The sequence below is a fragment of the Roseovarius sp. TE539 genome, from assembly GCF_003298505.1.
GTDB lineage: Bacteria > Pseudomonadota > Alphaproteobacteria > Rhodobacterales > Rhodobacteraceae > Roseovarius.
This window is the reverse complement of sequence record NZ_QNGB01000024.1, coordinates 1-24,039: the sequence shown is the minus strand read 5'-3', so window position 1 is coordinate 24,039 and position 24,039 is coordinate 1. Positions and strand designations below refer to the sequence as shown.

General features: G+C 61.5%; 18 protein-coding genes and 1 pseudogene. 8 read left to right on the top strand and 11 right to left on the bottom strand.

Features of this window, described 5'->3' with window-relative positions:
* Positions 1-122 precede the first annotated feature (122 nt).
* The 4 genes from DQW77_RS13880 to DQW77_RS13865 all read left to right on the top strand — a co-directional run bounded on the left by DQW77_RS13880 (position 123) and on the right by DQW77_RS13865 (position 8,103).
* The gene (locus tag DQW77_RS13880; RefSeq protein WP_113258832.1) at positions 123-3,314 is read left to right on the top strand and encodes an Ig-like domain-containing protein; all 3,192 of its coding nucleotides are present in this window, start codon (positions 123-125) and stop codon (positions 3,312-3,314) included.
* Positions 3,315-3,396: 82 nt separating this feature from the next.
* Positions 3,397-4,686, top strand: coding sequence for a TolC family protein (locus DQW77_RS13875; protein ID WP_113258831.1), 1,290 nt, complete (start codon positions 3,397-3,399; stop codon positions 4,684-4,686).
* Entirely contained in the window at positions 4,683-6,914 is a 2,232-nt protein-coding gene (locus DQW77_RS13870) for an ATP-binding cassette domain-containing protein (protein WP_258523864.1), read from the top strand. The genes DQW77_RS13875 and DQW77_RS13870 overlap by 4 nt, the downstream gene beginning before the upstream one ends.
* Position 6,915: 1 nt before the next feature.
* A complete protein-coding gene (locus tag DQW77_RS13865; protein ID WP_113258830.1) occupies positions 6,916-8,103 on the top strand; it encodes an HlyD family type I secretion periplasmic adaptor subunit in 1,188 nt (395 codons plus the stop codon).
* Between the two features lie 80 nt (positions 8,104-8,183).
* Here the strand turns inward: DQW77_RS13865 and dtd are convergent, their stop codons facing one another.
* A complete protein-coding gene (gene dtd / locus DQW77_RS13860; protein ID WP_113258829.1) occupies positions 8,184-8,621 on the bottom strand; it encodes a D-aminoacyl-tRNA deacylase in 438 nt (145 codons plus the stop codon).
* 198 nt (positions 8,622-8,819) lie between these two features.
* On the opposite strand from dtd, the gene DQW77_RS13855 reads away from it, so the two are divergent.
* Entirely contained in the window at positions 8,820-9,236 is a 417-nt protein-coding gene (locus tag DQW77_RS13855; RefSeq protein WP_113258828.1) for an Hsp20/alpha crystallin family protein, read from the top strand.
* A 57-nt stretch (positions 9,237-9,293) separates the two neighbouring features.
* Here the strand turns inward: DQW77_RS13855 and DQW77_RS13850 are convergent, their stop codons facing one another.
* The 7 genes from DQW77_RS13850 to DQW77_RS13820 all read right to left on the bottom strand — a co-directional run bounded on the left by DQW77_RS13850 (position 9,294) and on the right by DQW77_RS13820 (position 16,555).
* On the bottom strand, positions 9,294-10,421 hold the full coding sequence (locus DQW77_RS13850) for a TFIIB-type zinc finger domain-containing protein (RefSeq protein WP_113258827.1): 1,128 nt from the start codon (positions 10,419-10,421) through the stop codon (positions 9,294-9,296).
* A 13-nt stretch (positions 10,422-10,434) separates the two neighbouring features.
* A complete protein-coding gene (locus DQW77_RS13845; protein ID WP_113258826.1) occupies positions 10,435-11,556 on the bottom strand; it encodes an SPFH domain-containing protein in 1,122 nt (373 codons plus the stop codon).
* Positions 11,557-11,577: 21 nt separating this feature from the next.
* Positions 11,578-12,531, bottom strand: coding sequence for a DUF2927 domain-containing protein (locus DQW77_RS13840; protein WP_113258825.1), 954 nt, complete (start codon positions 12,529-12,531; stop codon positions 11,578-11,580).
* Positions 12,532-12,537: 6 nt separating this feature from the next.
* Entirely contained in the window at positions 12,538-13,737 is a 1,200-nt protein-coding gene (locus DQW77_RS13835) for a toxic anion resistance protein (protein ID WP_113258824.1), read from the bottom strand.
* 20 nt (positions 13,738-13,757) lie between these two features.
* The gene (locus DQW77_RS13830; RefSeq protein ID WP_113258823.1) at positions 13,758-14,645 is read right to left on the bottom strand and encodes a 5-bromo-4-chloroindolyl phosphate hydrolysis family protein; all 888 of its coding nucleotides are present in this window, start codon (positions 14,643-14,645) and stop codon (positions 13,758-13,760) included.
* 200 nt (positions 14,646-14,845) lie between these two features.
* Positions 14,846-15,664 (bottom strand): TerC family protein, encoded by an 819-nt coding sequence (locus DQW77_RS13825; RefSeq protein ID WP_113258822.1) that lies wholly within the window; start codon positions 15,662-15,664, stop codon positions 14,846-14,848.
* 93 nt (positions 15,665-15,757) lie between these two features.
* Positions 15,758-16,555, bottom strand: coding sequence for a pseudouridine synthase (locus DQW77_RS13820; protein ID WP_113258821.1), 798 nt, complete (start codon positions 16,553-16,555; stop codon positions 15,758-15,760).
* Between the two features lie 51 nt (positions 16,556-16,606).
* Between DQW77_RS13820 and DQW77_RS13815 the strand changes: the two genes are divergently transcribed.
* Positions 16,607-17,059, top strand: a complete 453-nt coding sequence (locus DQW77_RS13815; protein WP_113258820.1) for a nucleoside deaminase — start codon at positions 16,607-16,609, stop codon at positions 17,057-17,059.
* 334 nt (positions 17,060-17,393) lie between these two features.
* Positions 17,394-18,218, top strand: coding sequence for a response regulator transcription factor (locus DQW77_RS13810; protein ID WP_113258819.1), 825 nt, complete (start codon positions 17,394-17,396; stop codon positions 18,216-18,218).
* Positions 18,219-18,349: 131 nt separating this feature from the next.
* On the opposite strand, the gene DQW77_RS13805 is transcribed toward DQW77_RS13810, so the two are convergent.
* From DQW77_RS13805 to DQW77_RS13795, 3 genes are all read right to left on the bottom strand, one after another.
* Entirely contained in the window at positions 18,350-21,355 is a 3,006-nt protein-coding gene (locus DQW77_RS13805) for a PAS domain S-box protein (protein WP_113258818.1), read from the bottom strand.
* The gene (locus DQW77_RS13800) at positions 21,352-22,443 is read right to left on the bottom strand and encodes an ABC transporter substrate-binding protein (protein ID WP_181711276.1); all 1,092 of its coding nucleotides are present in this window, start codon (positions 22,441-22,443) and stop codon (positions 21,352-21,354) included. Before DQW77_RS13800 ends, DQW77_RS13805 begins: the two co-directional genes overlap by 4 nt.
* A gap of 196 nt (positions 22,444-22,639) precedes the next feature.
* A complete protein-coding gene (locus DQW77_RS13795) occupies positions 22,640-23,401 on the bottom strand; it encodes a winged helix-turn-helix domain-containing protein (protein ID WP_113258816.1) in 762 nt (253 codons plus the stop codon).
* Between the two features lie 390 nt (positions 23,402-23,791).
* Between DQW77_RS13795 and DQW77_RS13790 the strand changes: the two are divergent.
* Positions 23,792-24,039: pseudogene (locus DQW77_RS13790) on the top strand (hypothetical protein); the annotation flags it as partial.

Sequence of the window (24,039 nt, the reverse complement as noted above, 5' to 3'; positions counted from 1 at the left end):
CGTGAAAAGATTTATTGAGCGGGAAAAACTTCTGGTCGGAAAGTGCAAAAAGCGGTATTTTGGTGACCAAATTAAGAAAGCGGTGCGCCAAGCACCGCATGTTGAGGTAGAGTGGTGGTGACATGAAGACGATTGATTTCGTCGTCCGTGAGCATGCGGGCGAGTCGAGTACGGGTATGATTGCCGCAGGTGAGCCGGTAACGTCCTTGGAGGCCGGAGGCGGCCGGGAAATATCCCTGAATCTCAGGCAGTTCGACATAAGCGGGTATGCCCGCAGTGGCAGCAACCTGGAGATCACGCTTGCGGATGGCCGGATCGTGGTTCTTCAGGATTACTATGCGGATGACGGAAATCCGGGCAGCCGCCTTTTCGTCAGTGCGGATGGTTATCTCAACGAGGTTACGCTGGTCGAAGGCAATGATGGCGTTCTTTATGCGCAGTACGGCCCGACATCCGCCTGGGGCAAATGGACCCCTTCGGAGGAGCTCATTTTCCTGTCCGAAGCCGAGGTGATCGCGCCCGAAGAGGAAGACGAGGAAACCGTTGCCATGCTGGGTGCGGGGATTTTCGGCGGATCCGGGCTGCTGGGGGCTGCCGGGGCTGGCGCGGCCGCAGTTGCCGCGTCCTCTGTCGTGGCGGGCGATGACGGCAAGGCCACGATCCAACCGGAGGTGACCCAGAAGGGAGATATCGTCATCGGGGGCGATGATGCAGGCCCGGACGCGACGCCGATCCTGATTTCAGGGCAGGCACAACCGGGTTCGACCGTGAATGTCACCATCGGGATTCAGGTCGTCGAGGCCACCGTGCAACAGGACGGCACGTGGGAAGCGGTGTTCGAAGGCGCGGAATTTCCCGCGGACGGGCAGTATGTGGTCGATGTCGTGGTGATCAACCCGGCCGGAAACGAGACACAGATTTCCGGCCCGAACGTGGTCATCGACCTCACGCCACCGCAGATCACTGTTGACGGCGGCCAGTTCGGGCAGGGTGTTTTCGTCAATGCCGAGGCCGCTGCACAAGGGTTCGAGATCACCGGCACCGGCGAGGCGGGCACCAGCATCGCCGTTTCCGTGGCCGGCATGACACATCAGACAGTCGTGGACGAAAACGGCAGCTGGAGCATCGGCTTCGACCCTGGCGAGTTGCCGGAGGGGGATTACCAGAGCACGGTCACGATAATCGGAACCGATCCTGCGGGCAACACGACGACGATCACCCGGACCCTCGATGTCGATACGGTGGCCCATCCCCTGGAGATTGCAACTTCCTTGATCGAGGGGGACGGCGTTGTCAACGCGGACGAGATGGCGGACGGTCTTTCGATCACCGGACAATCGGAACCGGGCGCGACTGTCACGATCGAGATCGAGGGCGTCAGCCAGAGCGCCGTGACCGATGCAACAGGAAGCTGGACCGCGGTTTTCGCGCCCGGTGATCTGCCGGCCGGGGAATACGACACCACAGTGACCGCAACCACTGTCGATCTTGCGGGCAACAGCACAACGGCCACCGGGACGTTGCGGATCGACACGGAACTTCGCGACTTTGCCGTCACCTCCCAGCCGGGCGGAACCGATGGTGTGCTGAACTTCACCGAGCTTGACTCCGGGTTCATCCTGACAGGCACCGTTGAACCGGGGTCGGCTGTGACGGTTCAGATGGCCGGTACAACTGTCCCTGCCACGGTGCGCGCCGATGGCAGCTGGAGCGCCGGCTTCAGGGAGGATCAGATACCGGAGGGCACCTATACGGCCACCATGCTGGTTACGGCGACGGACGCCGCGGGGAATGTAAGGGTGATCAGTGATACCGTGAATGTCGACACGGACGCCGGCCTTCTGGCGATCAATACCGGCGAGATCGGTGGCGACGGGACCGTCAATGCCGATGAGGCGGCCGAGGGCGTGACGATCTCGGGGGTCGCGGACGAACCCGGGGCCATTGTCACCGTCAGTTTCGGCGGTGTCGTGCGAAGCGCGGTGGTCGATGCGTCGGGAAACTGGGAAGCCACATATACCGCCTCGGACATACAATCGGGAGTTTACGATGCCGAAGTGACGGCGCGGTTGACGGACGCGGCTGGAAATTCGACCGACGTGGCCGCGTCCGTCCACGTGGACACGCGGGTGGACAACCTCAACCTTTCGGATATCGATATCGCCACCTCTGCCGATGGCACCGACCTGATCAACAACCAGGTCGCCGCGGATGGTTTCGTGGTGACGGGGACTGTCGAACCGGGGTCGACCGTCTTTGTGACCCTCGGGGGTGCCACCCGGCAGGCCGTCGTGGACGATGCCGGGAACTGGTCGGTGCAGTTCCTTCCCGGTGATGTCGCGCCGGGCGAATACGAGGCCACCATGACAGTCGATGTGACGGACCCGTCCGGCAACGCGTCCACGCTGACGGATACGGTGACTGTTGACACGCTGGTCAACGAGCTTCGGATTTCGGACGAGCCGGTGGAAACGGACAATGTCGTCAACGCCGCCGAGGCCGCGGACGGGTTCACCCTGACGGGCCGGGTGGAACCGGGATCGGCTGTTACAGTCGAGTTGCTGGGCAAGAATTACAGCGCCACTGTGGATGCGAACGGAAACTGGACCCTTGATGTGCCCGCCGGGGATATTCCCGCGCAGGAGCTGAACATCGACTACACCGTGAACGCGACCGACGCCGCCGGCAACAGTTCCTCGGTGACTGAACCGCTCGAGATCGACCTGGTTCCGCCGGATGCTCCCGCTACGGTGGGATATTTCCGCGAAGGCGGTGGCTATCGTAGTGCTACCCTGGAAACGACCGGGGACGAGGTGACCATTCACCAGGTTGACGCGGCCGGCGGGGTGGCCCAACTCGCCCTGCATGCCTCGGAAGACGCATTCCTGGGCGAGACGGATTATCATTTTCTCGACGGCTCGGGGGCGCCGACCACCATACCGGATGGCTCCGAGTTGATCGTGACCAGCGCCGATGCGGCCGGAAACACGTCCAGCAGTTACGTTGTTCTGGACGAGACGGACACGTCGGTCGTTGACCTGTCAAACCCGAACCTGGCCGGTTTCCAGATCGACTCCGTCGACCTGCGGTTCGGGGACCAGAGTGAAATGACGATCGACGAGGCGCAGCTCGCCGCTTTGTCCGACAGCACCGGTTCCCTTGTGGTGCGCGGCGGTGCCGATGATGCTGTCACGGTGGCCGGCGGGGTCGCGGCCGGACAGACACAGGTGAACGGTGAGCAGCACGACATCTACACGCTTGGCGACAGCGGGGCGGCCGTCATCGTCGAAGACGATATAAACGTGATCACCTGATATAATGAATGTTCGCCCGGTGACCGCGAGGTGGCCGCCGGGCGAACGCCACGGCAGTGAATGACCGGGACAGGCGGGATTGATGGGGCAGGTTGACGGATCGAAGCCATGGGTGCTTGTGGCGCTTTCGGCCATGATCCTGAGCGGGTGCCTTGGCACGCAGGAAGACGGCGGTTTCGTGTCGCGCTTCGGGGCTGCGGATGCATCACGCCCCGAAGCGGAGTCGCGCATTATCACGGACCTGCAGACCCGTAGCACGGTTTTGCCCCCCGACAGCGCCTTTGCACAGGTCGCACGACGGACCCTCGCTGCCTACAGCCGCACCGGCGAAGCCGATCTTCGTGCCGCGCGTTTGCGGTCCGAAGCGGCCTCGAAGAACTGGCTTCCGCGCGTCGGGCCGGATATCAGCCTGACCAGCCTCGATGATTTCGTGGCCAACCTGATCGTCGAGCAGGTGATATTCGACAATGGCCGCCTCAAGGCTGAAAGGGCGTTTGCCAAGGCCGATGTCGAGGTGGTGGCGGTGGAACTGGCTGCGGACACCAACGCGAGGGTCTTTGACGCGCTATCGCTTTATCTGGACGCTGCGGAGGGTCGCGAACGGGCCCGTCTTGATCGCCGGACCCTCGACGACATGGCGCGGTTCGAGTGGGTTATGCAAGAGCGGGTCAAGGGGGGCATTTCGGACCGTTCGGATCTTAATGTTCTGCGCCAGAAACTGGGAGAGATCCGGGCCTCGCTGGTAGCCAATGACGAGGCGGCAGAGACCGCCCTGGCCGAACTCAATGCGATGTCCACAGCTCCCCTGGACGATGTTCGGGGTCTGGCGGATATCCCTGTCGCGATCAACGCGGCCAAACCATTGGACGTCCTGCGGGCAGAGGCCGAAAAGGAGCGTGACATCGCGCAGGCCAGGATCGACCGCGCCGGGCGGCTTCCCGGGGTGACGGCGGGCGGTACGGCCGGTGAAGAAACCGATCTTGGCGTCACTCTGCGCGCGGATCAGCTCCTGGGGCTCGGCACCGGCGATGAACTCAAGGCGATCGAAACCCAGAAGGAGGCCGCGGCGCGGCGCGTCTTGCAGGCAAAAGAGGATTCGAACCGCACGCTCAAGCGGCTTGAGCAGCGGCTCGCGGCCTTGTCGCGTCAGGTCGGTGAGGCCAGCGCCCTGACCGCGCAGGCCCGCGCCAATCTCGACCTCTTTCAGGAGCAGTATGATGCGGGGCAACGGCAGGTGATGGACGTGGTCAGCGTTTATGAAACCTTTGCCGATCGCGAGGAACAGAGCGTCGGACTGAAATACGAACTGGCGCTGACCCGTCTCGAGATCGCGCGGCATCTGGGGCTCTTGGCAGACGGGAGCGAGGTTTGACCGACAAGGCCCCACCCTCATCGAAAGGTTTTTCGCCCGCCCGCGTGCCCCTTCAGGCGGTAGAGAATTCCGACGTCTCCGCCACCGCCGCCACCGGGTCCGGGCGCGAAGGGAAATTTGATTCCCGCGCGCGAGCCCGGGCGGATCTCCTGACCGCATATGCCATGCTTCTGGGGGCGGATGTCCTGCATCGCGATATTCTGGAAGGAATGCTTGCGGATGGCGGCGAAGGCGCGGCGTTGGAGGAAATGCAGCGCGGGCTTCAGGCGGCCGGGTTGACCGTCGAAAGCCCCGAGATCGACGATCTGACTGCCGAATTGCCGCTCCTGGCGGAGATGACAAATGGTCAGGTGGTTCTGGTGCTGGAAACCACCGAGGACGGCCTTGCGATCCGGGATACCACCTGCGCCGATAACCGGACTAACGTGACGCTGGCCGAATTCATGCCCTTCTTCACGGGGCGCGCGCTGCGGGCATCGGTGCCTTCGGCGGCAAACGGTCTTGTGCCCGGGGCGGAAACACCACATTGGTTCTGGAAACATTTTTCCGATTTCCGCCGGCCGTTTGCCGAAGTCGCGCTGGGCTCGTTCGTTGCCAACCTGCTGGCGGTCTCGGTGGCTTTGTTCGCGCTGCAGGTTTACGACCGCGTCATCCCGCACCAGAGTGAGGCGACGCTCTGGGTGCTGGCTGCCGGCGCAGCGATGGCGCTTCTCATGGAGGCGATGCTTAAAATCGCGCGTGCCCAGCTCATGGATGGGGCGGGACGGCAGATCGAGGTCCGTGTTCAGCGCCTGTTGATGGATCGGTTGCTTGGCATGAAGGCGCAACTTGCCGGGCGCTCTCCGGCATCACTGTTCAGCGCCATGCGCGAATTCGGATCGGTGCGTGAATTCTTTACCGCCACGACGATCGGCACGCTTGCCGACATTCCGTTCATCTTCGTTTTTCTCGCGCTCGTGGCCTCCATTGCCGGTAACGTCGTCTGGGTTCTGGTCGTGGGCGCGATCCTCATGGTTCTTCCCGGTTACTTTCTCCAGAAACGGATGATGCGGCTTACGCGTGAAACCCAGGGGGCCGGGGCAAGATCCTCGCGCCTGCTTCACGAGGCGATATTCGAGTTGGACACCGTCAAGACACAGCGGGCGGAAGGACGGTTTCGCCGCCAGTGGGACGAGTTGACAGGCCTGGGAGCGTTGAAATCCAGCGAACAACGCAAGATCGCCTCGGTTCTGACCTTCTGGAGCCAGGGGGTGCAACAGGCCACTTATGTGGCCGCGATCATCACCTGCACCTACCTGGTTTTCGCGGGGCAGTTCACGGTCGGGTCGATCATCGCGGTCAGCATTCTCACCAGCCGGACCCTGGCACCGCTGACGCAGCTTGCCGGCACGATGGCCCGCTGGAGCAATGTCAGGTCGGCCCTCGAGGGCCTCGATTCGATCGCCCTTGCGGAACAGGATCACGCCCCGGGACGAAGCTATCTGCGCCGGTCGCGCGTGGAAGGCCGGTTCGAGATCCGCGAAGTCCAATTCCGGTATGACGATGATGGTGCACCGACGATCGACATCTCGGCCCTGGCGATTCAGGCCGGTCAGCATGTGGCGGTTCTGGGTGCGAACGGATCCGGGAAATCCACCTTCCTGAGGTTGTTGTCCGGGCTCTACACGCCCGAACGGGGCCGGATCCTGATCGACGGGACCGACATGGGCCAGATCGACCCGCGTGACCTGCGCCGGGCGATTGGATATCTTGGCCAGGACATTCGGCTCTTTGCCGGAACGTTGCGCGAAAATCTTGATCTGACGCTGCTGGAACGCGACGATGACCGGTTGTTCCGGGCGCTGGATTTCGCAGGTCTGGGGCCATTCGTGAACAACCATCCCAAGGGCCTGGACCTGGAAATCCTCGATGGCGGGCGGGGGCTCAGCCAGGGGCAGCGGCAATCCATCGGTTGGGCGCGCCTGTGGTTGCAGGATCCGGCAGTTTGCCTTCTGGATGAACCGACAGCGGCTCTGGACCAGACACTTGAAAAGACGCTGGTGAGCCGGCTGGAATCGTGGCTTGAAGGGCGTACCGCGATCATCGCGACGCATCGCGTGCCGATTCTTTCACTGGCCGACCGGACCATGATCCTGCAGAGCGGCCGCATGGCGGTGGACGGGCCGCGCGATCAGGTGCTGGCCCATCTGGCACAGGCCGGCAACGCCAGCGCGGCGGGAGGTGCCTGACATGGCCGGTATGACCACCTCTGCCCGGGGCGCCCTTCAGGCGCGTATGCGCGGCCCGAGCCTGACGATATGGCTGTGTGCAGCGACGGTGTGGTTCTTCCTGGTCTGGGCCGCGTTTGCATGGCTGGACGAGATCGTGCGCGCCGAAGGGGAATTCATTTCCTCGTCGCGGCCGCAGATCATCCAGAATCTCGAAGGCGGCATTCTTGCGCAGCTGATGGTTCAGGAAGGCGATATCGTCGACCGCGGGGATGTGCTGGCACGCCTGCATGGCACGCAGTTCCGCAGTTCGGTCGCCGAAATCGAGGACCAGATCACGGCTCTGGAGATACGCAAGCTGCGGCTTGAAGCGGAACTGGCCGGGCAGTTCGATTTCTCGGTGCCGGAGCGCATGGCGTCGCGCGCCCCGGGCATCGTTTCATCCGAAAGGGCGCTCCTGAAAGCGCGGCAGGCCGATTACGTCAAACGCAGCGAGGGGGCGCAGCGTGTTCTGGAGCAGGCCGCGGACGAATTGCGGCTCCTCGAGAACATGCTGGAAAAGAAGATTGTCGCCCTGATCGAAGTCACCCGGGCCCGCAAGGCCCACGCCGACGCGCGCAAACGCTACGACGAGATCGTCACGCAGGCGGAACTGGAACGTGCAGAGGCCTATTCGGACACTCTGAAGGAACTGGCGACGCTGCGCCAGAATCTCAAGGCTAGCCGGGATCAACTGGACCGCACGATCCTGAAGAGCCCGATGCGGGGAATTGTCAACAACCTGGAGGTGACAACGATTGGCGGGGTGGTGCGGCCCGGTCAGGAAATCCTGGAGATCATACCGCTCGATGAGGAATTGTTCGTGGAGGCGCGTGTGGCCCCGGAGGACATCGCCAATATCCGGCCGGGACAGGAGGCGACGATCAAGCTGACCGCGTATGATTACACGATCTTCGGAACGCTGAAGGGCAGGGTGGACTTCATCTCGGCAGATACATTCAAGGATGAGAACGCCCGCGCCGCGGATGGCAACCCGCATTACAAGGCAACACTGGGCGTTGACATGAGCGCCCTGACCGATCGTCAACAACGCATCGAGATCAGGCCCGGCATGCAGGCGCAGGTGGAGTTGCACACTGGCGAAAAGACGGTGCTTCAATACCTCTTGAAGCCGCTCTACAAATCCCGCGAGGCGTTTCACGAGCCCTGAATCCGGATCCTGGCCGCGCGCGTGGCGAGAGGGGGCGCGTAGCTTTTCTTTCAAACGGAGTGGACCGTGGTAAGGGCCGGTCAGCTTTCAAGCCAGATTGTAACAGGCCCGTCATTGAGCAGTTCGACCTTCATGTCGGCACCGAAGCGTCCGGTTTCCACCGGCACGCCCTGATCCGCCAGGCAGCTTGAAAAATACTCGTAGAGGCGGGCGCCCTCCTCGGGTGCGGCAGCAGCCGAGAAGCCGGGACGGTTGCCGCGCGAGGTGTCGGCGGCGAGAGTGAACTGGCTGACAACCAAGGCCGAACCGCCGGTGTCTCGCAACGAAAGGTTCATTCTGCCGTTCGGGTCCGTGAAGATGCGCAGCTTGGCCACCCGCGCGGCCAACTTTTCCGCCTCGGCATCGGTATCGCCGCGCATGGCACATACAAGGATGAGTAGTCCGGGACCGGTCCGGCCGACGGTGGTGCCGTCCACGGTGACACATGCATGGGTGACACGTTGCAAAAGCGCGCGCATCTGCGTCTCCTGTCAAATAATCGGGCGCCTGCTGCCAGCATTCCCGCTGCCGGGTCGAGGCCGGACGCGCAAGGGGTTCAAAGCACCGGGTTGATGCCTACATCATCACTGCAGAATTGACGCGCATCAAGGCACGAGATCGAAAGGACGGGTATGCACCGTTCATTCGGAAACATCGGACAAAGAGGAGTTCACGACATGGTTGAGAAATCTCACACTGCAGGACTGTGGCCTTCGATCTACGAGCCGTTCCGCAGCATGGGCCACCGCATGGCCGAATGGCTTGCACCGGCGTCGGACGCATCATCGAACGACGATAATTATCGCATCTCGATGGAGCTTCCTGGCGTCTCCGAAAAGGATATAGACCTGTCGGTGCATGACGGCGTGGTGACCGTCAAGGGAGAGAAATCGGACACGCGCGAAGAGAAGGGCGACACCTGGTATTTCACCGAGCGTCAATACGGGGCATTCAGCCGATCCTTTCGCCTGCCCGTGGATGCCGACGGTGACAATGTACAGGCAGAGTTGAGAGACGGCGTTCTGGAAATCTCGGTTCCCAAGCGCGGGCCGGACAATCCCGAAGCCCGGAAAATCGAGATTAGCAAGGGCTGAGGCCGGGGCGTCGACAGACAGGTCCGGAAAACGGGTTCTCTGGTGTGGATGCAGTCCTCAGAGAGCGCCTTGATTCATCGCCACCAGATACCCGACCGCACCGGCCAGGAGCAAGCCAAGCACGACGGCGAAGGCAATTTTCCATGCTGACCATGGCCTTTCGCCCTGCACCAGGCCGGTGCGGCCATTGACCACGAAACGATAGGTTTCACCGCGATACCTGTAGGCGGCCAGCCAGACCGGCAACAGCACATGCTTGAACGTCGGCGAGGATACACGCGTGGTCACGTTGTGGATGCGCTGCCGGTCGCCGCCGATATCAAACCGCACATCCCGCGCGATCACCCGGTCCATGAGAGTTCGGGCTTGTGAAAACCCGTCTTCCAGCGACACTTGGTACGCCTCGGCGCGGAACCCGGCGAGGTATTCCGGCTTGTAGGGTTCAAGGGCCGAGAGATCCCACGGTTCGAGCGCGTCCGTGTAACGCTTGGGCAGCGAACGGGAGGCCAGCACGAGCACGTCATCGAAGAACCGCGTGACGGTTCCGGTAACGGATCGCCAGCGCACCTTGGCCTGACGCACGGTTTCACGCTTGCCGTTGCGGGTGACCGTGCGGGTTACATAGTAGACGGTGCCGCGCTGACCGGCATAATCAGAGGTCGTATCTGCATCGAAAGTCCAGTAAGGGACATATATCCCCTGCATCCTGCGCCCTTTCCGGGCATATTCCTGCAGTCCGTTCGGCGCGAACCAAAGACCGCCCAGCCAATCCGTCATTGCAGCGCGCGCCTCGCCTTCGTCCAGTGCGAACGGCAGAAGGCCTCTTGGCTTGATATGGCGGTGGGTGCCGGTGCCGGTCACGACCGGTGTCGCGCAAAAGGCGCAGTCCCGGGCGTGCAGGGTTTCATCGAATTCCACCTGCGCGCCACAGTTGGGGCAGTTCAGAACGCGGGTTTCCTCGAGTTCCTGATCGGGCAGCGCCTGAGCGAGCGCGGTCTGGAAATCCAGTTCTCGAATACCCCCTTCCCAAGGGCCGGGCGGGGCGATTTCCTCGGTGTGGCCACAGTGATCGCATGTCAATTGCCCGCTTTCGGGTGCGAAGCGGTAATCGGCGCCGCACTGGTCACAGGGAAAGCGGTGCTCCTGCGTCGGTGGCGGGGCATCGGGCGCGGCGGCTTCGGTCATGGGATGCCGATCATCAGGCGCCGGGCGGGGGCGGTGGCAGGACGGTGAAAAGCTGTGCCAGTTCCGTGACGTCCTCGGCCCGCATCCAGCCATCCTGCCCGGCGGTCCAGACATGGGTGTCGCGGGTCACCTTGCCTTCGGTTGCCATGCGCCCCATCGCGGCCTTGGAATAGGGGCCGTGCGTCTTTCCGTCCTCGGCGATGTGCCAGACATGTTCAACCGGGGGCGGCGGCGGTGGCGCCTGGGCGCTTTGCCGGGTGTCCTGCCGCGCGCCCCACGGTCCCTCGGGTGCCATTTGCTGGGCCATTGCCATCCCCATCCCCATGCCCAGCCCGGCGCCGATTCCGCCACCACCGGACGGATTTTTCGACGCCGCGGTCATCGCCTCGGCCGCTGAATACTGGGTGAACTTACCCAGATCCCCGGCGAGGCCCATCGAGGTGCGTTTGTCCAGCGCGTCCTCCACCGCGGGCGGCAGAGAGATATTCTCGATGTAGAGTTCCGGGATCGAGAGCCCGTAATCGGCCACGGTATCCGAGATCGCCCCGGCCACCAGCTTGCCAAGATCGGTCGTATTGGCAGCCATGTCCAGAACCGGGATGCCCGACCCCGCGATCACGCGCGAAAACTCCTGCACGATTATGTTGCGGATCTGATAGCTGATCTCGTCCATGGTGAATTCGCCGTCCGTACCGACGATTTCGGACAGGAATCGCGCCGGCTGGGTGACGCGCACGGAATATGTGCCATAGGCGCGGACGCGGGTGGGCCCGAATTCCGGGTCGCGCAGCATGATCGGATTCTTGGTGCCCCATTTCAGATCGTTGAAACGGGTTGTGTTGACGAAATAGATCTCGGACTTGAAGGGGGAGCGAAAGCCGTGATCCCAATGCTGGAGCGTGGTCATCACCGGCATGTTGTTGGTTTCCAGCATGTAAAGGCCCGGGGTGAAGACATCCGCGAGCTGCCCTTCATGCACGAAGACCGCAGCCTGCCCCTCGCGCACCGTGAGCTTGGCGCCGTACTTGATCTCGTGGCCCTCGCGCTGAAAGCGCCACACCATGGTGTCGCGCGTGTCGTCCGTCCAGTGGATGACGTCGATGAACTCCCCGGTGAGAAAATCGAAAATACCCATGTTTCAGGCCTCCTTGGATCATCAGAATGGCCCGATCCGGCTGGCCAGCAGGCGCCGGAGGATCGGGCGGGCCTCGGCGACGGTCATGCCGGGGCTCAGAGCGGGGTTATAGAGCAGCCGCAGAAGTTCCTCGTCATGCGTCGTCAGCAATGCGAATTCGTCGTCGTCGTTGAAGATCGACGGGCGCGCGCGGGGGCTGTCATTGGCCAGCCCGAGGCCCTGCGCCAACTCCTCGTGAATGCAGGAGCGGCGAAGCAAGTCAGGATGCTCGGCGCGAATGAAGGCGATCGCGCGTTTGTAGACGTAATCCGATCCGCCGCTCGAAAACGCCACGACAAGGCAATGGATGGAACGCGGGAGACCGCGGAATAGGTCGATCGAGTTGGGGCTGATCCCGGGCACGATCTGGCGGATCCGGGCAATGGCCCGGTCCCGGTCGTCCTCGCCCATGATCAGCACGTTGAAATTGGGCCGGGCGGCACCCGCGCGGATCGGATGACCGGTTATCCGGCTCAACCGCGCGGAATAGGCGGCCACGGCCTGCCGGTCTTCTTCGCGCTGTTCTTTGGGAACGGAGTCACCGAACTCCACCGCGATGCGGACAGGTTCGGCCCATTTTCGCAACCCGCCGGCCTGACCGTCAGAGTGCCTGAGCCCGCCGTCGCGTGCATACTCGTCGTAGAATGCGATGCGCTCGAAATTGCGCAGCAGATCATCGGCGTCGTAAGGCGTGTCGACGCCGCCGCCATCGGTTCGCAGAAGCCCGCGGGCCAGCAGGCTGCGTTGCACATTGGCATAATGGCGTGCGAGTGCGCGGCTGCGCGGCGATGGCCCCGCCTCCGCATCCGGTGCGGGCAACGCCGCGTCCTGCGGGGGCGGTTCGGTCGCCGGCCGGTCATTGACGTCCATGCAGGCGGCAAGCGTCATCAGCCCGAAACCGGTCAGCAGGTGCAATATGATCCGGCCGGCCCGCATGTTGCCTCAGGACTTCGGAACCGCGGTGGCGGCGGTGTCACCCGTGCCGTCCCCGCGGGCCTTGGCAGCGGCGAGCGTGTCGCGCAATTCGGTTTCCATCTTCTGAAGTTCGGTCTCGGCCTCTGCGCGGCGCGCCTTGCCCTCGTCGGCGATCTGCAGGCTTTCCTCGATCGTGCCTATGAGATCGGCATTGGCCTTCTTGACTGCCTCGATGTCGAAGACCCCGCGCTCCATCTCCTTGCGGATTTTCTTGTTACTTTCTCGCAGGTTGGCGGCGTTGGCGGTGAGAAGCTCATTGGTCAGGTCATTGGCGTCGCCGACGGCCTGCGCGGCCTCGGCAGAGCGTTGGATGGTGACCGCCTGTGCAAGCTGCGTTTCCCATAGCGGAACGGTGTTGACGAGAGTCGAGTTGATCTTGGTCACCAGGCTCTTGTCGTTTTCCTGAACCAGACGGATCGAGGGCAGGGATTGCATCGTCACCTGCCGGGTCAGCTTCAGGTCGTGCACCCGGCGTTCCAGATCATCTCGTGCGGCGCGCAGATCACGCAACTCCTGCGCTTTCATCACCTGTTCGGCTTCGGGTGCGGCCTCTACCGCGGCCTCCCTTTCCGGTATGTCTGTCGTGTCCAGCTGATTGAGCTTCTCCTCGCCGGCGGCGATGTAAAGCGCCAGCTCATCATAGAAAGCCAGCGTTTTCTCGTAGAGAAGATCGAGTGATTTTATGTCCTTGAGAAGCGCGTGCTCATGGTGCAGCAGATCCTCGGTGATCCTGTCGATCTGGCTTTGCACCTCTTCGAAGCGGGCCGTGAACTTGGCAATCGGTGCGGCGCGGCCAAGCAGCTTCTCCCACCAGCTGCGGTCACGGCGGACATCAAGCTCATCCACGGAAAAGCCGCGTATGGTGGTCACGATGCCGCGCAGGCTGTCGCCTGCCGGGCCGACATCCTTGTTGCGCACACCCGAGAGCATGGATTGCGAGATTTCCTGCAAGCCGGACTGGGCCGCGGACCCGAAGGCGACGATCGAGTTGGTATCGCCCATGTCGATTTCGGCCATGCGCTTGGTGATCTCTGCGCTTGACGGCTCATCGGCCTTGTCCAGCGAAATTATGTCTCCGGCATCGGCGGGTTTCGGCAAGAGCTGTGCGCTGACCTTTTCGACATCGGCGATCGCCTGTTCGGCCTCCCGGCGGACTTTTTCGGACATTCGTTAACCTTTCTTCTCGTTCAATCGGGGCGCACGCCCTCGCGTTTCAACCTGTCGCGCAGCACGCTGATCTCGATATCCAGATCGCTCCGGTCGTCGTTCAGGAGTTTCTCCGTGCGGGCCGCGAAATTTCCTTCGAGATCGTCAAGCAACGCCTCGTAATCGGCGCGGGCCTGCGGATCGGGCCTGCGGTTGTAGATTTCCGCAAAGCGGACCGTGGCATCGCGCGCGCCCAGAAGATATACGCTGAGATACTTGCGTGCGGCCGTCAGATCGCGGGGATCTTCCTCGACTGTTCGGAAAAGATCACGCGCGGTGCCGCAAAACCGCTCGACTCGCCGTTCCAGCGCCCGGTCGCCGGCACCGCGGATGGCGCTGGTCATTTCGCGCAGCCGCTCCTCGGCCTGATCCACCGCGCGCGCGACGCGCTCGGTCTGGAACATGTCGACACCTTCCACCCCCTTGTCCTTCATGGGGTCGATACCGAAGGCAAGCCCGTGCAGCACCATGCCCGCCAAGGCGTAGATCACTGGCGCCGCAAGGCCGCCAGACGCCGCATACCCTGCCAGCCCGAGGCCCAAACCGATCGACAGCGATCCGGCCATCTTGCGCGGAACCGCGGGGCGGCGGGCGATCTTGCGACTTTCGTACGCCTCCTGCGCCACAATGCCCTCACGGGTGAGCCATGCGGCAAGAAGCATCAGCCCGAGCGCGGCAAGATTCATCGCAAGCCCCGCCGGACCGGTGGTGAAAGCCCCGTATACCAGTGGCAGCGGCGCGATGAACAGCAGGTTCACCCGCCCCCCGGCGCGGGTGCGCCGAGCGCCGCGATAGGTGCCGCGGTCCTGAACGCGGGAGGCATCCGTGCCGCCCTCCGGGCTGAATTTTCCGCCAAACTTCTGCGCCATCACACCCCTCCTGCGATGGACACGTAGAGGATCAGTATGACAAGCAGGAAAAACGCCAGTTTCTGCAGACCCGTCTGGGACATCGGCACCTTCACAACGAAAACACTCCGTCAAACTTAGGCGATGCGCACGAGGCTTGCCAGTGCGAACTGCGAGTGCGGATGCATATCAGGCCATGCACGTTCCTGCCGCGCGCCGTTTCAATGCCGCGACGCGGTGCGCCGTTCGGCGTTGAGCTTGCGGGTATAGCCCGACTGGATCACCTCGACCGCGACCAGCACGATGACCGAGAAATAGAACGTGGTCTTGGACATCGGCACCACCTCGTAGCCGAAGAACCTGAGGGCAAGACTGTCATCATGCATCGCGTGGGCCGCGGCCTGTCCGGACTCGCCCAGAAGCACCACACCCACGATCAGCAGGATGAAGAGACCCAGAACCTCGTACATGCGGTTCTTTTCCAAAAATTTCGTCACACCGTCGGCCAGCAGCAGCATCGCCAGACCCGACAGCAGGATTGCCGTGGCAAGGATCACGAAGACATCCGTGATCGCCAGTGCCGATAGCACCGAGTCGAACGAGAAGATCAGGTTGACGGTCACGATCATCATGATCACCTGAACCGCCGATTTGCCCGGCTTGCCGCTCACGTCGGTGTCCAGATGCTCGATGGTCAGCATGTGACCGATCTCCTTCACGGCGGTGTAGATGATGAAGATGCCGCCGATGACGAAGACACAGGTGGCGAAATTCACGCCGCCCTCGATGACACCACGCCAGTCGAAGACGTAGAAAGGCTCGGCCAGCGCGTCGATCAGCTGCACCATCACGAACAGAAGAACAACCCGCAACACCACCGCGAGGATGATGCCCCAGAACCGCACCGCGCGTTGATGGGCCACCGGGGCACGCTGCGACTCAATGGAAATGTAAAGAAGATTGTCGAAACCCAGGACCGCCTGCAAAAAGCACAGCATCAGCAGGTTGCCCAGGTTTTCCACGGTCAGTAGATCGGCCATCGGTGATCCGCCCCTCGGTTTGAATGAAATCCGCCACCGCTTTAGCGCAGGCCAGTGACGAAAACAAAACCAATCGGGTGCTTTCGCGCCGGCTCAGCGCCGGCGGCTGCGCTTGGGCCGCGGCTTGGGCGGCCTGGCCGCTCCGGAGCCGGTTTCATCCACTGACGTTCCGGTTTGGTCGCGCAGGATCCGGGGGCGTATTTCCTCGACCGCGCCGGGCCTGAGTTGCCCGAGCTGGAATGGCCCGTAGGAAATGCGGATCAGGCGGTTCACCTCGAGTCCCAGATCCGCCATGGCACGGCGGACCTCTCGGTTGCGCCCCTCGCGAAGACCCACTGTAATCCAGGCATTGGCGCCCTGCTGACGGTCAAGTGTCACGCTCATCGGCTGGAAAGTCTCGTTGTCGACCGTCAGGCCGCGGCGCAGGGGCTCGAACGTGTCGTCTGACGGGCGGCCCTTGACCCGGACCCGGTATTTGCGAAGCCAGCCGGTGCTCGGCAGTTCCAGGCGACGCTTGAGCGCGCCATCATTCGTCAGAAGCAGCAGCCCCTCGGAATTCAGGTCCAGCCTTCCGATGCTCATCACCCTGGGCAGGTCGGTGGGCAGGTCGTCGAAGATGGTCGGGCGCCCCTGTTCGTCGCGTGTGGTCGTAACAAGGCCACCGGGTTTGTGATAGAGCCACAGGCGCGACGGTTCGGGTGCGGCGAGATCGCGACCGTCCACTCGGATCCTGTCCTGATCGGTCACGTTGAGGGCCGCACGGTCGATCACCTTGCCATTCACCGAGACACGGCCGGCCATGATCATGCGCTCGGCCTCGCGTCGGCTGGCAAGGCCGGCACGGGCTATGACCTTGGCGATGCGCTCGCCTTTCGGAGACTTGTCGTTCATGGCCCGGGCCTAGCGGTTTGACAGCCGCTTGGAAAGCGGCAAAGGAGAGGCATGAGCGGCTTTCGCAGCCATATGGACCTTGCCTTGGAGGAAGCGCGCGCCGCCGCGCGGGCGGGCGAAGTGCCGGTCGGTGCGGTCGTGGTGGAGCCTTCAGGGCGGGTGCTGGCGCGCGCCCGCAATAAGATGCGCGAATTGCGCGATCCGACTGCCCACGCCGAGATGCTGGCCATTCGCGCGGCCTGTGCGGCGCTCGGATCGGAACGGCTGACGGGGTGCGATCTTTACGTGACCCTCGAGCCATGTCCGGCCTGCGCCGGCGCGATCGGCGCGGCACGCATCGCGCGCCTCTACTACGGTGCTTCCGATCCCAAGTCGGGCGGCGTGGCACAGGGGCCGCGGGTGTTCGCGCATCCGCAGTGCCACCACGTGCCGGAAGTCTATGACGGCATTGCCGCGCAGGAGTCCGAGACGCTGCTCCGGTCGTTCTTCGCCGCACGCCGCTAGTGTTCCCCGCCTGACATAGGATGCCCGTATGAACGCAGGCCTGAGGTCTGGTCGTCGGGAGGGGGCATCCATGCCATCAACAAAGCCCCTCTTGTGCCAAAACCTCAAATCTGTCGCAAAACGCTGACGTCAGACACCGGCCTCCGAGGAAGTGACGCGTCTTCGAGCGATCGCGTTTCCTCTGGCATGAGCGACAACAGCGGTGACACAGCCACCGCACATTTTTGCACATGCCTGGAACGTTTTCTGAGATCCGGACCAAAAGAAGGCGAAAGTCAGGCCTCATGTAGGTGTCGTCGGCAAATGGGCCGGCAGACATACCGGGGGTAGGAAAATGACCAGAACGATGCTCGTTGGTGCCGACCGGGCACTTCTCAATGAAACCGCGGATTTTCTGCGCAAGGCCGGGAATAGGGCAATGGTTGTTGCCGATTTCGGACGCGCCGAAAAGGAATTCTCGAGGTTCCGGCCCGAAATGATCGTGGTCTCGCTCGACGATCCCGAGGCCAACGGCTGGAAGTTCATGTTCCAGCACGGATTCAATGGCGCTGCCGAGGTCATCGCGACGACGGCCAATGGTGACGCGTCTCAGGAGCTGAAACTCCTGCGCCTTGGCGCACAAGACTACATCCGCTTGCCGGTGTCGCCAGAGGTACTCTTCGCCCGGATCACGTCCCGCGCGCGGCCGGTCGACAAGAAGAGCGAGCAAATCGCGGAACACAGCCTAGAGGTGCCGTGCAAGCGTGGTAGGCTTGTCATGGACAAAAGCCGGTTTCAGTCGTTCTGGCTGGAGCGCGAACTGTCCCTGACCAAGAAGGAGTTTGATCTGCTCAACGCGCTTGCCCGCCATTATGGACTGGTCAAGTCGCGCGAACAGCTGATTGAAACCATCTACGAGTATGGCCATCAGGACGGGATCAACGACCGCAATATCGACAGCCACATAAAGCGGGTGCGCAACAAGCTTCGCAAGCTCGATCCTTTGTTCGACGGCATCGAAACGATCTACGGGATCGGCTACAAGCTGAATCTTGACCGTACACGCCGCACAAAGCACAGCGCGCAGCCGTTTCAAAACACCCAGCCCTTTGGGTATCCCTCGCGCAAAGGGGAGTCACGGCTCGTTCCCGTGTCGCAGTTGGTCATGCAAACGGCCTGAATGCGGTACCAGATGGATCGCCAGGGTGCCTTGGGGCGCGCGGGTCGGCCAAACGGCCTCAAGCGCACCTGGTCCAGCCGATAACCGCTGCTTCAGTCCGCGATGGCTCACCCTCGGGGCGGGGTGGCATGTTACGCAAATTCGCCGCGGTCCTCGTCGAGAACGCGGCGCACCTTGGTTGCCAGTTCGAGGCGGGTATAGGGTTTGCTCAACAGGGCGACTCCCGGGTCGAGGCGTCCCTGGTGGACAATCGCGTTCTCGGTGTAGCCCGAGGTGAACAAGATTTTCAGGGACGGTTGAGCCAACTGAGCCTTTTCAGCAAGTTCGCGCCCGTTCATCCCCCCGGGCATGACGATGTCGGTCAGCAAGAGGGCGATATCGTCGTGCGCTTTCATAACATCAAGCGCCTCTGGACCCGACATTGCCGAACTCACGCGGTAACCCAGCGAAACAAGCTGGTTCTTGAGGTGTTCGAGCACGAGGTCATCATCCTCGGCAATCAGAATATGTTCGCTTCCGCCTTTCAGCGGAGCCTCGAGCGTCGGTTTGACATCCGTTTCTTGCTCTGTCGACAGGCGTGGGAAATAAAGCTTAACCGACGTGCCCTCATTGGGTTCAGAGTATATCTTTATGTGTCCGCCCGATTGCTTGGTGAATCCGAAAACCATGCTCAACCCGAGGCCACTTCCCTTGCCCACGTCCTTGGTGGTGAAAAACGGCTCGAATACTTGTCGAAGTGTCTCCGGATCCATCCCTTTGCCAGTGTCGGACACGCACATCATGACATGCTCGCCCGGCTCGACCTCGATGTGGCGGGCGGCGTAATCGTCGTCCAGCACCACATTGGCGGTCTCGATGGTAAGTTTTCCACCGTCCTCCATGGCGTCGCGTGCGTTGACAAGGAGGTTCAGCAGGGCCGAATCCAGTTCCCCGGTATCGATTTCCGCGATACCAAGGTCCGGGTCGAGTATGAATTCGATGTCAATACTCTCGGGTAGCGTGCGCCGAATAAGTGGCTGCATTGCCTCCAGCACTTGGTTCATATTCGTTGGCTTCGGATTCAGCGGCTTGCGACGTGCAAACGCCAGAAGGCGCCCCGTCATCTCGGCCCCACGCTCGGCCGCGGACAGTGTGACTTCCGCCATTTCACGAAGTTTCGGATCGCTTGCGCGCTCTGAAATCAGCTCGGCATTGCCCAGAATGACAGTCAGCAGATTGTTGAAATCATGTGCGACGCCGCCAGTCAGATGACCGACGGCTTCCATCTTTTGGGCTTCACGCAGCTGGCGTTCGATATCCTTGCGTTCGGTGATGTCGCGTTCGACGGCGATCCAGTGAGTGTACCAGCCGGTTTCTTCGGCGACAGGCGAGATATCGAGTTCGAGCCAGAACGGCTCGCCTGATTTCGTGTAGTTGATCAGTTCGGCGCGCACCGGCTTCCAGGCCTTCAGAGCGGCCCGGATGCGATCAAGCTCCGCGCGCTCGGTCTCGGGGCCCTGGAGAATCCGCGGCGTACCCGCCAGTGCTTCCTCGCGCGTGTAGCCCGTGCGTCGTTCGAAGGCCGCATTCGCATAAACGATGCGCGGATGGTCGGGGCCGTCGATCGGTTCCGCCTCGGTGATCAGGATGATATCGTTGATCCGGTCAGTTGCGGCTTGAAGCAGACGCAACTGTCTTTGCCGTTCGTATTCCTCCGTGTAATCACGGAAGTACACGGCAAGCCCCTCGCGGGTGGCATGCGCGCTGACCTCGAACCACCTTTCCAGCGGCGCGAGATACGCCACGAAGGACTGGCTTTGCCCGGTTTCCAGGACCGAATTACAGTAATGTTCGAAATCTGTCCCCACCGCCTGTGGTAACTCTTCCCATATGTTCAGACCGACCACATCCCTTCCGGAGCGTCCCATCAAGCGTAATGCAGTGGTGTTGGCATAGCGGAAATGCCACTCCCGGTCGAGAATCATGAAGCCATCGCCGATCGAGCTGATGACATCCTGCAATTCCGCATCGCGCTGTTCTGCCTCACTGCGGGCTTCCATGATGTCAGACACGTCCTGGAAAGCACCATGAGCGCCAGCGATGGTGCCGTCGCCGCTATCGATTGGTTCGCCAGCGGAGCGAATCCACACAATGTCTCCGTTGGCTTTGCGGATGCGGAAGATAGCGTCGAAAGGCTTGCCTTCTTCGATACAGTCGCCGAACAGTTTTGCGATGCGGGGACGGTATTCCTCGACGTAGTAGTTCAACGTGTCTTCCAGAGACGGCTGGATGCCCGGTGGCTCTCCGAGGATAATCGCGGTTTCGTCGCTCCATTCGACTTTCTCGGTGATCGCATCATAGCGCCAGCCTCCGAACCGGGCCATCTGGCCGGCAATACGCAAAAGCGAAGCGGAACGTTCCAGTTCCTCCTCTGCGGCATGGCGACGTTCGATAAGCGCGTTGAAGGCGCGGCCAACCTCTCCGATCTCGTCATTGGAACTGTCTGGAGCACGCGCATCCGGTTTCCCCTGGTCAACCGCCTTGATCGCCCGGGCGAACGCGCGTAGCGGTCCCCCGATGCGCTGGTAGATCAACACAAAGCTGCCGACTGCGGCGAAGAGGAACAGCGATGCCACCGACGCGAAAGATGCAGCGACCCAGAATGCCCGGTCCGCGATTTGCTGTTGCCTCTGTTTCAACGCCTCGCTGACAGCGGCATCCAGTGCGACGCCGTGGCTTGCGATATTGGAGGCTGCAAGGTTCGCGAACTCGTCGTCTGCATCTGCACCCGTGAGGCGATCAAGGTATTCTTCACGGCTCAGAGACGCCAGCGGGCCGAGGTCCGCCAGTATCATGTCGATAGCCTTGATGGCATTTCGGGCATCCGGAAACTCGTTGGCAAGCGATTGCAAATCCATCTGTACATCACGCGCCTTGGCGACGAATGCGTCGTAGAGCTTCTGATCGGCCCCGGAGAACGCGATTGCGTCGGCTCCAACCGATATCGCGCCAACCTCGCGTTGGATCTTCAAAAGAAACGCAAGCTGCTCCTGCTCCTTGTGAAGACGGTCCAGAAAGTAAAATGACACACCAGACAATGTGAGAAAGCTGAACAGGCAGAGGGCGAGGCAAATCTGCGAGAGGCGCACGAGGTTCATTTGTCTTGCCTGCCGCTGTCTTCGGGGAGATATGGAATGGTGATCGCGCCCGGCGCAACAGTGGCCAGCGGGCCGGGAGCAACCATGTCCATGACACTGGGCATTTCCCCGTCGCTGACATTCATACTCCTGATGGCCCAGGCCAGTTGTTGCCGGAAACTGACGATCATGGACCAGTCCAGTGTCACATCGAACAGAAGATCGACGTCTCTGCTTCTCGGTATCGCTCTCAGGTCGGAAATACGCATTTCATGTGCAGCAAGCGCCGCCTCCGGGTTTGCCTGGATCCAGTCAACGGCGTCGCGATACGCATGAAGAATGGCGCGGGTATGGCCAGTATCGGTCTCGGCGACTTCCTTTCGCGTGACGAGCAACCAGCGCGAGACGTAGTTGCCGGTATCCGGCTCTTCTCTCAGACGGTCGCCGAATCGGTTACGGAGCCGGAACGCCCAAGGATCCCATACGCTGACGGCGTCGACCCGACCGGCAGCCAGCGCGTCGCTCATTTCCTCAGGGTCCATATCCAGCAAGGTGTAGTCGCCTTCGGAGAGGCCTGCGATCCTGGCGGTCACATGAAGAACGTAATCCGCATTGGTGCCGCGCGGCACTCCCACGGTCCGCCCGCGCAGCGCGTCTTTCAAAGGGACGTCACCGGCATCGAGCAGCATCAAATGAATCACTGGACGTACATGCGAAAGATTGGCCAGAATCACCGGGGTGTCCGGTCCGTCACGCGCGGGATTGGCCAACGCATCGAAAACCAGTGGGGTCATGGCCATAAGCGCGAAATCGATCTCTCCGGCCCGCAACTGTCCGAGAGTCTCGCGTCCCGAACCGCTGGTTATGACTTCGACATCCGCGTGATGTCGTGCGAAATGCCCGTCACGTTCCGCGATGAAAGTGGGCAAGTCGCCAAGATACTCAACGCCACCGATCCGGAACGGGTCAGAAAGTGCCGGCAGGCTGGTGAATGCTACCGTCGATGCGAAAAGGCATGACAAAAGGCAAAGCGATGCAGATGATCGCCAGAACCAGGCACCTCTTGCGTCGCTCTTCGAGGCACGGTCGCAACCCTTGTATTCTTTCATTTCAAAGCCTGTCTGCGGCGGCCTCCGTGATACGAACCACCGAAGAAAGTCATGCATTTCTGCGCGCTCGGCCAACCACATCGCTTCAGGTAAATCTGTGGAGCATCGTGAAACACGCCCCCCCGCAAAACAAGTTGGGGCTTGTCAACGGCGCCTCATTCTCCGGATGGGATGAAATGTTGAATATCTCATACATTCAGGACTCATGATTGCGGGTGGAATCCTTGGCGGATAACGAGAATGCGTATCCAACCCCGTGAACCGTTCGTATATAATGAGAGCGATCTCTCGGAGCAGGTATCTTTTGTCTCAACCGGCTCACGAGGCTATCAATCGCGCGGTCATAGCTTTCCCAATCGCGTCCCTTGACGGCGTTCATCAACTGGTCCCGGCTGAGGACCTGCCCGCGACGGTTCAGCAATGCGGCAAGCAGGTTGAACTCTGCGGTGGTCAGCTCGATTTCGCCGCCATCGGGCGCGAACAGAAGCCGGGCACCAAGGTCAAGTCTGTAATCATCGAACTGAATGGCGCTTGTTGTCCCAGTCGTACTATTCATGTCCCGTGCGACTTCTTGCTGCGCAATCGGTTGCTTTTGCGTTCTGCGCAAGACAGCGTGGACACGGGCCACCAACTCGCGCAATTTAAACGGCTTGGTGATATAATCATCCGCGCCAATCTCAAGACCAACGATACGATCCGTGTCCGCCTCACGTCCGCTCAGAATGATGACGCCGCAAGCCGGATTACGAGAGAGCTCCTGGATCAAGGACAACCCGTTGCCATCGGGAAGACCAAGATCAATGATGTAAATGTCGAAATCCTGCTCAGCCTGCTTTTCCCGAAAGTCAGAGATTTTGCCGACCGTGCACACGTCACACCCGTCCTCGGACAGGGCCGTATCAACAAGCTTTGCAATCTGGTCCTCATCATCCAGAACCAGCACACTTGGACGAGTCATGATAAAATCCTTCTGTCACGTCAGCCTTGTGCGCTGATCTGAGAATATCATGAATTTTAAATTTGATAAAAACATAATGCAAAAGACTGCTTTTAAAGTCACCTTTCGGTCCGCTCACTTATTCCTCTGCGGGGCGATTGTCCGGTAGCACAGATGTTTAGGCGAAAGATACTCGCCATCACGACCAAACCGCCTCTGGAAAGCTGAATGGTAGCACGCCAGCCAGTATCGGTAAAGTTGATTCCATTCGCCGGATTCGTGTCGACATGCCAGGTCCAACATCTGCGGTGAATCCCTGTCGCGCCCCCGGACATCAGGGGTCCTGCTGGTGACCTCTGCCTCGGCCTGCCGGACCTGCATCCGGACCTGAGTACTCCGAGAATACTGGCGATGTCGTTTGTCAGGGGCCAGTCGATGGACGCGCAAACCGCCCCCCGGCACCAGGCCATCATTCAAACGATGTTCGAGACGGCCATGGCCCCGCTGCGCCGATCCGACCCGTTCGATTTCGGCACCGCCGATCTTCCGGAGCGCCTGCGTGATATCGGCATGGCGCTGGGAGCGGAGCGTGATCTGACCCATGTACCGCCGGCGGAAACCCTCTTTCTGCACCGCAAGATCGGGGGGATTTACCTTCT